Source organism: Bradyrhizobium sp. FW305-F6 (assembly GCF_058782905.1).
In genome coordinates this window covers 893,670-905,877 of sequence record NZ_JBYSYD010000001.1, presented here as the reverse complement: position 1 = coordinate 905,877, position 12,208 = coordinate 893,670, and the positions used below count along the sequence as shown (strand labels likewise).

General features: G+C 66.1%; 10 protein-coding genes. 6 read left to right on the top strand and 4 right to left on the bottom strand.

Annotated features, from left to right (window positions below):
* The first annotated feature begins 81 nt into the window (after positions 1 to 81).
* The 3 genes from AC3WLX_RS04460 (at position 82) to AC3WLX_RS04450 (ending at position 3,115) form a co-directional block, all read left to right on the top strand.
* Positions 82 to 561 (top strand): MaoC family dehydratase, encoded by a 480-nt coding sequence (locus tag AC3WLX_RS04460; RefSeq protein WP_492334841.1) that lies wholly within the window; start codon positions 82 to 84, stop codon positions 559 to 561.
* Between the two features lie 238 nt (positions 562 to 799).
* Entirely contained in the window at positions 800 to 1,717 is a 918-nt protein-coding gene (locus AC3WLX_RS04455; protein ID WP_492334840.1) for an SDR family NAD(P)-dependent oxidoreductase, read from the top strand.
* A 165-nt stretch (positions 1,718 to 1,882) separates the two neighbouring features.
* The gene (locus tag AC3WLX_RS04450) at positions 1,883 to 3,115 is read left to right on the top strand and encodes a BaiN/RdsA family NAD(P)/FAD-dependent oxidoreductase (protein ID WP_492334839.1); all 1,233 of its coding nucleotides are present in this window, start codon (positions 1,883 to 1,885) and stop codon (positions 3,113 to 3,115) included.
* A gap of 170 nt (positions 3,116 to 3,285) precedes the next feature.
* Here AC3WLX_RS04450 and AC3WLX_RS04445 read toward each other — a convergent pair whose 3' ends face one another.
* From AC3WLX_RS04445 to AC3WLX_RS04435, 3 genes are read right to left on the bottom strand one after another with little or no spacing between them, the layout of a single operon-like run.
* Positions 3,286 to 4,365 (bottom strand): D-TA family PLP-dependent enzyme, encoded by a 1,080-nt coding sequence (locus AC3WLX_RS04445; RefSeq protein ID WP_492334838.1) that lies wholly within the window; start codon positions 4,363 to 4,365, stop codon positions 3,286 to 3,288.
* A gap of 3 nt (positions 4,366 to 4,368) precedes the next feature.
* Positions 4,369 to 6,180, bottom strand: coding sequence for an ABC-F family ATP-binding cassette domain-containing protein (locus AC3WLX_RS04440; protein WP_492334837.1), 1,812 nt, complete (start codon positions 6,178 to 6,180; stop codon positions 4,369 to 4,371).
* A gap of 2 nt (positions 6,181 to 6,182) precedes the next feature.
* Complete coding sequence (locus tag AC3WLX_RS04435; RefSeq protein ID WP_492334836.1) at positions 6,183 to 6,674, bottom strand: YaiI/YqxD family protein; 492 nt, start codon at positions 6,672 to 6,674, stop codon at positions 6,183 to 6,185.
* 104 nt (positions 6,675 to 6,778) lie between these two features.
* Here AC3WLX_RS04435 and AC3WLX_RS04430 point away from each other — a divergent pair, with 104 nt between their 5' ends.
* A complete protein-coding gene (locus AC3WLX_RS04430) occupies positions 6,779 to 7,579 on the top strand; it encodes a hypothetical protein (RefSeq protein WP_492334835.1) in 801 nt (266 codons plus the stop codon).
* A gap of 127 nt (positions 7,580 to 7,706) precedes the next feature.
* On the opposite strand, the gene AC3WLX_RS04425 is transcribed toward AC3WLX_RS04430, so the two are convergent.
* On the bottom strand, positions 7,707 to 10,079 hold the full coding sequence (locus AC3WLX_RS04425; protein ID WP_492334834.1) for a xanthine dehydrogenase family protein molybdopterin-binding subunit: 2,373 nt from the start codon (positions 10,077 to 10,079) through the stop codon (positions 7,707 to 7,709).
* 209 nt (positions 10,080 to 10,288) lie between these two features.
* Here AC3WLX_RS04425 and AC3WLX_RS04420 point away from each other — a divergent pair, with 209 nt between their 5' ends.
* Together AC3WLX_RS04420 and AC3WLX_RS04415 are read left to right on the top strand one after the other, a co-directional pair.
* Positions 10,289 to 11,374 (top strand): Ppx/GppA phosphatase family protein, encoded by a 1,086-nt coding sequence (locus AC3WLX_RS04420; RefSeq protein WP_492334833.1) that lies wholly within the window; start codon positions 10,289 to 10,291, stop codon positions 11,372 to 11,374.
* Between the two features lies 1 nt (position 11,375).
* Positions 11,376 to 12,053, top strand: a complete 678-nt coding sequence (locus AC3WLX_RS04415) for an RlmE family RNA methyltransferase (RefSeq protein ID WP_492334832.1) — start codon at positions 11,376 to 11,378, stop codon at positions 12,051 to 12,053.
* Positions 12,054 to 12,208 lie beyond the last annotated feature (155 nt).

Genomic DNA, 12,208 nt, shown 5'->3' with positions numbered 1-12,208 from the left:
GATGGATTCTCAGATGCGTAATTGCGCATCATAGCTCGATGCTTCGCATCACCCCGGAATGACGACACATGGAGCGATGGAATGAACGAAGTCTGGAAGAAGCCGCCGATCCCACTCGATGCCTATCAGGCCATGGTGAGCAAGGAGATCGGCGTGTCGTCCTGGCACCTGATCGACCAACCCCGCATCGACAGCTATGCCGACGTGATCGAGGATCACCAGTTCATCCATGTCGATCCGGAGCGCGCGAAGAAGGAGACGGCGTTCGGCACCACCATCGCGCACGGCTTCCTCACGATGTCGCTGCTATCGATCATGTCCTACGAGGTGATGCCCGTGATCGCGGGCACCACGATGGGCGTCAATTACGGCTTCGACAAGCTGCGCTTCATCTCGCCGGTCCGATCCGGCAAGCGTGTCCGCGGCCGCTTCGTGCTGGCCGAGGCCAAGCTCCGCAAGCCCAACGAATTGCAGTCCCGCACCAGCGTCACGGTCGAGATCGAAGGCGAGGACAAGCCGGCGCTGGTCGCGGAGTGGCTGGGGTTGATCTATTTCGAGTAGGTCCGGCCCGTCGTTGCCGGGCTTGACCCGGCAACCCATCGCTGCTCAAAAGCTTTCCAAATCTCTCGCGGAGCGCTCTGACCCTCTCCCCCTGCGGGAGAGGGTGGCTTCGCGGAACGCGAAGCCGGGTGAGGGGTATCTCTCCACGAGCATCGCTGCCGAGAGAGACCCCTCATCCGGCGCTGCGCGCCACCTTCTCCCACAAGGGGAGAAGGAAGAAGAAACAGGAAACGCACTCATGGCAATCAGGTTTGACGGACGCGTCGCCATCGTCACCGGCGCGGGCAATGGTCTTGGCAAGGCGCATGCGCTGGGACTGGCCAGCCGCGGCGCCAAGGTCGTGGTCAACGATTTCGGCGGCGCGCGCGACGGCACCGGCGGCTCGCTGTCGCCGGCCGAAGCCGTGGTCGAGGAGATCCGGAAAGCGGGCGGCACAGCGATGGCCGATGGTGCCGATGTCTCCAATTTCGAGCAGGTCACGGCGATGGTCGAGCGCGCCAGCAGGGAATGGGGCAGCGTCGATCTCCTGTGCGCCAATGCCGGCATCCTGCGCGACAAATCGTTCGGCAAGATGGAAGCCGCCGATTTCCAGAAGGTGCTGGACGTGCACCTCGTCGGCACCTTCTATTGCTGCAAGGCGGCCTGGGCCGGCATGCGCGACCGCAATTACGGCCGCATCGTGCTGACCACCTCGTCCTCCGGCCTCTACGGTAATTTCGGCCAGGCCAATTACGGCGCGGCCAAGTCCGGCATGGTCGGCTTCATGAACGTGCTCGCGGAAGAGGGGCGCAAGAACAACATCCGCGTCAACATCATCTCGCCGACCGCGGCGACCCGCATGACCGAGGAGCTGCTGCCGCCGCAGGCGCTGCAGCTGATGAAACCGAACGCGATCACGCCGGCGGTCGAGTACATGCTGAGCGAGGACGCGCCGACCCGGACCATCATGGGCGCCGGCGCCGGCTCCTTCGCCGTGATCAAGATTTTGGAGAGCGAAGGCATCAACCTGCCGGAGTCCGAATGGACGCCGGACGCGGTCGCCGCGCATTTCGAAGAGATCAGCGACATGTCGAAGGCCAAAGCGCTGACAGGAGCGTTCGAGCAGACGCAGAAATACGTGGCGCAAGCCGCCGCGCGGGCTGGGATCAAGCTCTGACCACGCCGTCATTCCGGGGCGATGCGAAGCATCGAGCTATGATGCGCAATTCGCATCTGAGAATCCATCGTGCCACCGACTCTGCCGCCCAATGGATTCCGGGCTCGCGCTACGCGCGCCCCGGAATGACGCGTTAGGCGTGAGAATCTGGCCTAAACTCCCGCCATGACCTTAAACGACTCCCACATCGCCGTCATCGGCGCCGGTCCCGCCGGGCTGATGGCGGCGGAGGTGCTGGCCCAAGGCGGCGCGCCCGTCACCGTCTATGACGCGATGCCGTCAGCAGGCCGCAAATTCCTGATGGCCGGCCGCGGCGGGCTCAATCTCACCCATAGCGAACCGCTGCCGCAGTTCATGGCGCGCTATCGTGAGGCGGCACCGAAGCTGCGCGCGGCGGTCGCGGCGTTCCCGCCGGACGCTCTGCGTGCCTGGAGCGAGGCGCAGGGCGAACCGACCTTCGTCGGCACCAGCGGGCGGGTGTTTCCGAAGGCGTTCAAGGCCTCGCCCCTGCTTCGCGCCTGGCTGCGGCGGCTCGATGCCGCTGGCGTGCGCTTTGCGTTTCGTCATCGCTGGATGGGCTGGGACGGCGAGGGCCGGCTGCTGTTTCGAACGCCTGATGGTGTTGCGGCTGTGGCTGCCGACGCGACCGTGCTGGCACTTGGCGGAGCGAGCTGGCCGCGGCTCGGCTCGGACGGGAGCTGGGTCGAGCTCCTCGCTGCAAAAGGCATTGCTGTCTCAAAACTCCGGCCGGCGAATTCCGGCTTCACGGTCGCATGGTCAAATGTCTTCCGCGACCGCTTCGAAGGTCAGCCGCTCAAGGGCGTGGCGCTGACGGTCGGCGCGCACACGTCGCGCGGAGAAGCCATGATCACCCGCAGCGGCATCGAGGGCGGTGCGGTCTACGCGCTGTCGGCCGAGCTGCGCGAGGCGGTGCTCAATCTTGGGCAGGCCACGCTGATGATTGCGCTGCGGCCCGATCTCGACGCCGCCGCGCTGACCACGCGGCTGTCGGGCGTGCGCGGCAAGCAATCGCTGGCGAATTTCCTGCGCAAGGCGGCGCAGCTGTCGCCGGTCGGCATCGGCCTGATGCAGGAAGCCGCCATCGCCTCCGGCCGTCCGCTGGCCGCGTTCTCGCCGGCCGAGCTCGCGGATCTGATCAACGCCGTTCCAGTTCGGCTCACCGGCGTTGCCCCGATCGAGCGCGCGATCTCGACCGCAGGCGGGATCACTTTTGAAGAACTCGACGACCGCTTCATGCTGCACAAACTGCCGGGTGTATTCGTAGCCGGCGAGATGCTGGACTGGGAGGCGCCCACCGGCGGCTATCTGCTCCAGGCGTCATTCGCGACGGGAGCTACAGTGGGACGGGGTGTGCTCGCATGGCTGAAGCATTCGTAGAACGCCGTCGCCCTTCGAGGGCCGCTGAAGAAGCGGCCGCCTCAGGGTGACGGCTTTCAAAGAGCGTCAACCGACGACGGTCCATAGAGAGCGTCATGCTGAGGTGCTCGGTTTCCGGTGCGACAGCACCGGGACCCGAGCCTCGAAGGATGCGCGGGTGCCGAACCCGCCTACCGCAGCTTCCCCCGCGCCGCGACCGGCAGCGTGCCGATGATCTCCTCGCCGCGGACCATGACCACCTCGTCCATCATGTTGACGACGACGCAGACATGGTTCGGCACGATGCGGACGACGTCGCCGACATTGGGCCTTGTGTTGCTGCGGGAGAGGTCGAGGAAGCCGTGCTCCTCGGCGAACTTGGCGATCTTTGCCTCGGGATGCTCCAGGATCAGGCCGTGGCCGTCGAGCCCGCCGGTGTCCGTCGTCAGCGTCTTCGAGCCGGCATCGAGGATGCCGCGCTCGGGCGCGGCGCGGCTCACCACCGTCGAATAGATGTGCAGGGCGCAATCGTCCCAGGTCGCCGAGCCTGCGGCGACCTGCATGCGGTCGTTGTAGATATAGGTGCCGAAGCGGTGCTCAGTGCCGCCCTTGAGCTTGCCGATGTTGACGAGGTTCGGCGTGCCGCCGGTCGAGACGATCTTTGCGTCGAGCCCGTGCGCGCGCACGCCGGCCAGCGCTTCGTCGTAGAATTTTTGCGCGTCCGCCCAGCCGGTCTCGGTGGGATAGAGCATGAAGCCGGCGAACTCGAGCCCCTCGGACGAAGCGATCTCGCGCGCCAGCGCAATCGCTTCAGCCGGCGTCTCGACACCCGCGCGCTTGCGCCCGGTGTCGCACTCGACCACGACCGAGAGCGGGCGGCCCGATGCGGCCGCCGCCTTGGGCAATCCCGCGACGACCGTGGGATTGTCGGCGGCCACCGTCATGTTGGCCTTGGCCTGCAGCGCGCCGAGCCGCGCCATCTTCTCCTCGCCGAGCAGATTGTAGCTGATCAGGATGTCGTCGATGCCGGCATTGGCCATGATCTCGGCTTCGCCGAGCTTCTGGCAGGTGATGCCTTTGGCGCCCGCCGCGATCTGAAGCTTGGCGATCGTCGGGTTCTTGTGCGTCTTGATGTGCGGCCGGTTGGCGATCCCGGCGTCGTCGCAAGCCTTCTGGATCCGCGCGATGTTGCGCTCGACCCTGTCCATGTCGATGACGGCGCAGGGCGTGCCGTATTCGCGGGCGATCTTGGCGGCGAGAGTTGTTGTCATAAGCTATGCCTGTTCAATCTCTTCCCTGAGCATTTCGAGTTCGAGCCAGCGCTCTTCGGCGGCGGAAAGTTCTTCATGCGCCTTGGCGATCGCGGCTGACGTGTCGTCGAACTTCTTTCGATCCTTGCCGTAGAGGTTGGGATCGTCGAGCACTTGCTGCAGCCTGGCGATATCCGCCTGCAACGTTTCCATCTTCTTCGGCAGCGTCTCCAGCGCGTGCTTCTCGTTGAAGCTGAGCTTCCGCTTCGGCGCGGACGACGGAGCCGCCGCGCGCTCTTCTTTCTTCTCGGCAGCCGGCTGCGATTTGGCCGTCTCGCGCTTGAGGTCGGCGCCGCGCTGGATCAGCATGTCGCTGTAGCCGCCGGCATATTCGATCCACTTGCCGTTGCCCTCGGGTGCGATCACGGAGGTGACGACGCGGTCGAGGAAGTCGCGGTCGTGGCTGATCAGGATGACAGTGCCCTCATAATCGCCGAGCATCTCCTCGAGCACGTCGAGGGTTTCGAGATCGAGGTCGTTGGTCGGCTCGTCCAGCACCAGGAGGTTCGAGGGCTTGGCCAGTGCGCGCGCCAGCATCAGCCGGCCGCGCTCGCCGCCGGAGAGCACCTCCACCGGCGTGCCGCGCTGCTCCTGCGCGAACAGGAAGTCCTTCATGTAGCCGACGACGTGCTTCGGCTTGCCGCCGACCATGATCTGGTCCCCGCGGCCGCCGGTCAGGGCCTCCGCCAGCGTCGATTTGGGATCGAGGCTTTCGCGATGCTGGTCGAGCGTCGCGACCTCCAGATTGGCGCCGAGACGTATCGTCCCGGAATCCGGCTGCATGCCGCCGGTCAGCAGGTTGACCAGCGTGGTCTTGCCGGCGCCGTTCGGCCCGATGATGCCAAGGCGGTCGCCACGCTGGATGCGGGTGGAGAAATTGTCCACGATCCTGCGTTCGCCATAGGCTTTGGTGACGCCCTTGGCCTCGATCACCAGTCTGCCGGACTGTTCGGCCTCGCTGGCCGCGAGGTTGGCGCTGCCGGCGGTGCCGCGATAGTTGCGGCGCTGGTCGCGCAGCGCGTGCAGATTGGAAAGGCGCTTGACGTTGCGCTTGCGCCGGCCGGAGACGCCGTGGCGCAGCCAGTGCTCCTCGTCGACGATCTTGCGGTCGAGCTTGTGCTGGTCGCGCTCCTCCTCGGCGAGCACCTCGTCGCGCCAGGTCTCGAACGAGGCGAAGCCGCGGTCGATCTGCTTGATCCTGCCGCGATCGAGCCAGGCCGTCGATCGCGAGAGATTGGTCAGGAAGCGGCGGTCGTGGCTGATGATCACGAGCGCACTGCGGCGGCCGTCGAGCTCCTGTTCCAGCCATTCGATGGTGGCGAGGTCGAGATGGTTGGTGGGCTCGTCAAGCAGCAGAATGTCGGGAGAGGGCGCCAGCACATAGGCCAGCGCTGCTCGGCGGGCCTCGCCGCCGGAAAGGTCGTGCGGGTTTTCCTCGCCGGTAAGGCCGAGCTGCTCCAGGAGATAGCGCGCCTGGTGCTGGTCGTCGCCGGGCGCGAGCCCGGACTCGACATAGGCAAGCGTGGTTTTGTGGTCGCCGAAGTCGGGCTCCTGTGGCAGATAGCGCACGGTGGCACCGGGCTGCACGAAGCGCGTGCCGCCGTCGGGCTCGACCAGGCCGGCGGCGATCTTCAGCAGCGTCGATTTGCCGGAGCCGTTGCGGCCGATCAGGCAGACCCGCTCGGATGGCGCGACATTGAGCTCGACGCCCGACAGCAGCGGCGTGCCGCCGAAAGTCAGCTTGATGTCCTTGAGTTGGATCAGCGGCGGCGCCATGGTCAACCCTGACTGGTCGCGGATGCATCGGCGAGCCGCCGCGCGATCCGCCGCAGCGTCTGGTCGAGCGCGGACAGGAACGCGGAGCGGTCGCGCGGCGCGAACGATCGTGGGCCGCCGGTGACTTCGCCGGACGAGCGCAGATCCGTCATGAGATTGCGCACCGCGAGCGTCATCCCGATCGATTCTTCGGTGAACGGCTTTCCGTTCGGCGCGATGACGTCGGCGCCTGCCTTCACACAGCGGCTCGCCAGCGGGATGTCGGAGGTCACGACGACGTCGCCGGGCCTGGCGCGTTCGGCGATCCAGTCGTCGGCCGCATCCATGCCGCTGCCCGCGGCGATGCGCTCGATCAGCGGGTCGTGCGGCACGCGGATAAAGTTGCCGGCGACGACGCTCACGGGCACGCCGTGCCGGAGCGCGACGCGGTAGATCTCGTCCTTGACCGGACAGGCGTCGGCGTCGACATAGATGCGGGTCGGGATATCGGTCATTCCGCCGCGTGGTACCTCATCCAGGCCGCAAAGGCGAGGGGATTGACCGCTGTTCCCCGGCGCCTACGATCGGCCGCGAACAACAAGAAATGGGAACGCCAGCCATGCCGAACCGGCTCGAAACCTACCGCGTCGAGGCCTACAACACCGCCAAACAATCCGAAAACAAGATGCATGACGACACGGTCGCGCGCCGCTTCGGCTTTGAAGGAGGGCTGGTCCCGGGCGTCGACGTCTTCGCCTATATGATGCACGTGCCGATCGCCCGCTGGGGGCGGGACTTCCTGTCGCGCGGGCTGGTCGAGGCGCGCTTCATCAAGCCGGTCTATGACGGCGAGACCGCCGATGTCGATGCCACCGAGCACGAGGGCTTGCTGACCATCGAGGTGTTCAGCCGCACCGAGCTCTGCGCCACCGGGACAGCCTCGCTGCCGAAGGCAGCACCCGCGGTGTCGCTGAGCGACTACGTCGCGGTGCCCGTGGTGGCCGAGCGCAAGCCGGTCAGTCCGGCCATTTTCGAGACGGGCAGATGGCTCGGCACCACGCCGCGCCGCTGGGCCGGGCAGGATGCGGCGGATTATCTCGCCGACATCAGGGAGAAAGATCCGATCTTTGCGCGCGAAGGGTTGGGACACCCGGGCCTGATCCAGCGCGTCATGAACCGCGTGCTGGTGGACAACACCATCCTGGGCCCCTGGATCCATGTCGGCAGCCGCATGCAGTTGCTGTCCGCCGCACGCGCCGGCGACGAGATCACCGCGCGGGCGAAAGTCACCGCGAACTACGAGAAGAAGGGCCATCGCTTCGTCGAACTCGACGCGCTCGTCCTCGCCAACGGCACGACGCCGCTGGCGCACTGCCAGCACACCGCAATCTACCAGCCGCGCGAGCAGGCGGCGGCGTAGGAGGCCGGAAGGGGCAGGCTGTCACCACATCGTCATGCCCGGGCTTGTCCCGGGCATCCACGTTCTTTGTGCGGCAACGCGTGGATGGCCGGGTCAAGCCCGGCCCGGCGGAGAGACCTGCTTCGCCTCACGCCGCCTTGGCCTTCGCCTCCTGGATCGCCCGCCACACCCGCTCCGAAGTCAGCGGCATATCGATGTGCTTGATGCCGTACTCCGAGAGCGCATCGATCACCGCATTCACCACCGTCGACAGGCTGCCGGCGCAGCCGGCTTCGCCGCAGCCCTTGCTGCCGAGCGGATTGGTCGTTGCCGGCACCGGATGGTCGCCAACCGTCATGTTGGGCACGTCCTCGGCGCGCGGCAGGGCGTAGTCCATCAGCGAGCCCGTGATCGGCTGGCCGCTGTCGTCGTAGCGGACGTGCTCCATCAGCGCTTGCCCGATGCCCTGCACGACGCCGCCATGGAGCTGGCCCGCGACCAGCATCGGGTTGATCACCGTGCCGAAATCGTTGACCGCGCTGTAGCGCACGATCTGTACCACGCCGGTCTCGGGATCGATCTCGACCTCGGCGACGTGGCAGCCGTTCGGGAAGGCCGAGGCGATCGGCTCGCTGGTGTGATCGACGTCGAGCGTCTCAGGCACGCCCTCGGGCATCTTGCCGTCGTGCAGCTTCTTGGCCAGCTCCATGATGTCGATGCTGCGATCGGTGCCGGCGATCGTGAATCTGCCACCTTCGAATTCGATGTCGGCTTCGGAGGCCTCCAGCATATGCGCCGCGGCGCGCCTGCCTTTTTCGATGACGAGTTTCGCGGCTCCCACGATGGCCTGGCCGCTCGCCATGATCGAGCGCGAGCCGCCGGTGCCGTTGCCGGTGTGGACGATGTCGCTGTCGCCCTGCACCAGCTTGATGTTCTCGAAGGGAACGCCGAGCTGCGCGCTCAGCACCTGCGCGAATGGCGTGGCATGGCCCTGGCCGTAGTCGAGCGTGCCGGTGATAAGCTGCACGGTGCCATCAGGATCGAACACGATCTTGCCGAGCTCGGGGCTCGGCGGCGCCGTGACCTCGAGATAGGAGCCGACCGCGATCCCGCGTAGCTTGCCGGCCTTCCTGCTCTCTTTCTTGCGCTTGGAAAAATTCTCGTGGTCGGAGATTTCCAGCGCCTTGTTGAACACGGCCTGGAAGTCGCCGCTGTCATAGGTGACGCCGGAGGAGGCGGCGAAGGGAATCTGGTTCGGCTTGATGAAGTTGCGCTTGCGCAAGGTCAGCCGGTTGATGCCCATCTCGTCGGCGGCCCGGTCGATCAGCCGCTCCATGTAATAGTTCGCCTCGGGCCGGCCGGCGCCGCGATAGGCGCCCATCAGCGTGGTGTTGGTCAGCACCACCTTGATGTCGACGGCCATCAGCGGCGTCCGATACACGCTGGAAAAATTCTTGCCGGTGTTGAGCGAGAGCGGCCCCGGCGCGACGCCGGTGATGTAGGCGCCGAGATTGCCGTAACCGGAAAGCTTGGCTGCGAGGAAATGCCCCTCGGCATCGAGCGCGAGTTCGGCATGGATCTTCTGCGCGCGGCCGTGGCTGTCGGAGAGGAAGGCGGTCGAGCGCTCGTCGAGCCACTTCACCGGCCGTCCCAATTCCTTGGCCGCATAGAGGATGCACATGTATTCGGGATAGTTGATGTTCTTCATGCCGAAGGAGCCGCCGACATTGGCGGTGAGGATGCGCACCTTCTCGTTCGGCACTTTCAGGTTCTTGGCGAGATTGGCGCGGTTGCCGGCGACGCCCTGCGTCGGCACCTGAAGCGTGTAGCGCTCGGTTGTCTTGTCATAGGAGGCAAGGCCGACGCGCGGCTCCATCGAGACCACGGCAACGCGGGTGTTCTCGATGTCGAGCTTGGTCACATGGGCGGCGCTGGCGAAGGCCGCATCGACCTTGTCCATGTCGCCATAATGGTAGTCGAGCGCGACGTTATTGGGGATGTGGTCGTAGAGCTGCGGCGCGCCGGGCTGGGCGGCTGCCTCGGGGTCGGTCACTGCCGGCAGCGGCTCGATGTCGAGTTCGACCGCCTCGGCCGCATCGCGGGCCTGCGCCAGCGTCTCCGCCACCACGAAGGCGACGGGATCACCGACGAAGCGGACCTTGTCGGTCGCAAGCGGCTGGCGGTTGGTCTGGATCAGGGGCGAACCGTCACGGCTCTTCAGCGGCAGGCCGCAGGTGAAGGGGCCGTAGCCGGCGGCATCGAGATCCTTGCCGGTCCAGACGCCCAGCACACCCGGCATCGCCTTGGCGGCATCGATGCCGATACCCCGGTTGACGCCATGGGCATGGGTGGAACGGACGACCACGGCATAGGCTTGGCCCGGCAGGTTGAAATCGTCGGTATAGCGGCCCTTGCCGCGCACCAGCGTGTCGTCCTCCTTGCGGCGGACCGGCTGCCCGACGCCGTACTTTTGCAGTGCAATAGCGTTCTCGAGCGTAGTCGACTTGGTGTGTTCTTGCATGGGATTTGACCTGAAAAGCCGGCATTTGCGCATTTTCGCGGCAGCGGGGCACCGGCCTCCCTCAGATACCCCACCGCCCCGGTCACGACAACGCACGAATGGGCATGGTCCCATGTGAAGCGTTGTTGCGCAGGCCTGCCGCGCTGCTAATGTTTCAGGCGAAAAAGCAATTCCAGATCGGCTCTTTTGGCCGCGGAAAGACAGTTTGTATGAATGACCACACGCGGCTCCGCGACGGCCATGTCAGCCAACATGGGCCGCCCGGTGAGCTGGAGGGGTCGATGGCGGCGGTGGCATTGGCCACCGAACCCGCCGTCGCCGCGCAAGCGCCTGGAACCGGCGTCTACGCGGCGCTGGACCTCGGCACCAACAATTGCCGGCTGCTGATCGCCTGTCCGACCCCGGACGGCTTTCGCGTCGTCGATTCCTTCTCGCGCATCATCCGGCTCGGGGAGGGCGTCTCGGCGACGGGGTGCATCAGCGAGGCCGCGATCGAGCGCGCCATCGCCGCGCTCAGCATCTGCCGCGACAAGATCAATCTGCGGAAGGCGCGTCGGCTGCGGCTGATCGCGACCGAAGCCTGCCGCGCGGCTTCCAATGCAGAAGGGTTCCGCAGCCGGGTTGCGGCCGAGACCGGCATCGAGCTCGAGGTGATCGACCGTGAGACCGAGGCCGCGCTGGCGGTGCTCGGCTGCTCGCCGCTCGTCGACCCCAGGGGCAGGGGCGCGATCCTGTTCGACATCGGCGGCGGCTCCACCGAACTGGTGCGGATCGAGCGCGATCCGGAAAATCCGGAGCCGCGGATCAAGGCCTGGATGTCCATCCCCTACGGCGTGGTCACGCTTGCCGAGCAGTTCGGCGGCCGGGACGTGACGCCGGAGATCTATGCCGCCATGGAGCAGGAGGTAGCACACCACGTCGCGCCGTTCGCGCAAGAGCACGGCCGCGATCTCGTCGACATGCACCTGCTCGGCACGTCGGGCACGGTGACCACGCTCGCCGGCATCCATCTCAACCTCGTGCGCTACGACCGCCGCCGCATCGACAGCATCTGGATGAACGATGCCGACATCACCGCGACCATCAACAAGCTGCTCGCCATGAACTACGAGGAGCGCGCGAGCAACAGCTGCATCAGCGTCGAGCGCGCCGATCTCGTGCTGGCCGGCTGCGCCATCCTCGATGCGATCAGGCGTGCCTTTCCGCTGCCGCGCCTGCGCGTTGCCGACCGAGGCCTGCGCGAGGGCATGCTGGTCGAGATGATGCGCGAGGACGGCGCGCTCAGGAGCTGGTGAGATGGCGAAAGACACCACCGGCCGCTTGCACGTCCAGGTCAAGACCGGCGGCAAGCGCAAATTGTCGTCGAAGCTATGGCTGGAGCGGCAGCTCAACGATCCCTATGTGGCGAAGGCCAAGGCGGCGGGCTACCGCTCGCGTGCGGCGTTCAAGCTCCTCGAGATCGACGACAAGTATCGGCTGTTGAAACCCGGCATGGCCGTGGTCGATCTCGGCGCCGCGCCCGGCGGCTGGAGCCAGATCGCCGCCAAGCGTGTCGGCTCCACGGAAGGCAAAGGCAAGGTCGTTGCGATCGACCTGCTGGAGATGCCCGAGATTCCGGGCGTCGACTTCGCCCAGCTCGACTTCATGGACAACGACGCGCCCGACAAGCTGACCGCGATGCTGGGGGGCAAGGCCGACATGGTGATGTCCGACATGGCCGCCAACACCACCGGCCACCGCAAGACCGACCAGCTCCGCATCGTCGGCCTGGTGGAGACCGCGGCCGCCTTCGCCTGCGACGTGCTCAAGCCCGGCGGCGCCTTCCTGGCCAAGACCTTCCAGAGCGGCGCCGATGCCGACCTGCTCGCCCAGCTCAAGCGCGATTTCGCCACGGTGCGGCATGTGAAGCCGGCCGCAAGCCGGCAGGATTCTTCGGAGCGCTACGTCCTGGCGACGGGGTTTCGGGGGGCTTAGCAAGTCATCGCGCTAGAATAGGTAGCGCGTCCCGCGATCGCCGCAGGATATTCACATAGGTAACATCTAAGAATGATAATCTCTCAATCTGCAATTCAAGCGGGTGGAGGGGATTATGCAGTGCCTGTCTGACTGTCGGTGCGTGCTTGCGCGAC

Excerpts from the sequence above, each read along its gene's own strand:
- AC3WLX_RS04425 (WP_492334834.1), bottom strand. The coding sequence starts at position 10,079 with ATGCAAGAACACACCAAGTCGACTACGCTCGAGAACGCTATTGCACTG.
- AC3WLX_RS04435 (WP_492334836.1), bottom strand. The coding sequence starts at position 6,674 with ATGACCGATATCCCGACCCGCATCTATGTCGACGCCGACGCCTGTCCG.
- AC3WLX_RS04450 (WP_492334839.1), top strand. The coding sequence starts at position 1,883 with ATGACCTTAAACGACTCCCACATCGCCGTCATCGGCGCCGGTCCCGCC.
- AC3WLX_RS04445 (WP_492334838.1), bottom strand. The coding sequence starts at position 4,365 with ATGACAACAACTCTCGCCGCCAAGATCGCCCGCGAATACGGCACGCCC.
- AC3WLX_RS04415 (WP_492334832.1), top strand. The coding sequence starts at position 11,376 with ATGGCGAAAGACACCACCGGCCGCTTGCACGTCCAGGTCAAGACCGGC.
- AC3WLX_RS04430 (WP_492334835.1), top strand. The coding sequence starts at position 6,779 with ATGCCGAACCGGCTCGAAACCTACCGCGTCGAGGCCTACAACACCGCC.
- AC3WLX_RS04455 (WP_492334840.1), top strand. The coding sequence starts at position 800 with ATGGCAATCAGGTTTGACGGACGCGTCGCCATCGTCACCGGCGCGGGC.
- AC3WLX_RS04460 (WP_492334841.1), top strand. The coding sequence starts at position 82 with ATGAACGAAGTCTGGAAGAAGCCGCCGATCCCACTCGATGCCTATCAG.
- AC3WLX_RS04440 (WP_492334837.1), bottom strand. The coding sequence starts at position 6,180 with ATGGCGCCGCCGCTGATCCAACTCAAGGACATCAAGCTGACTTTCGGC.
- AC3WLX_RS04420 (WP_492334833.1), top strand. The coding sequence starts at position 10,289 with ATGAATGACCACACGCGGCTCCGCGACGGCCATGTCAGCCAACATGGG.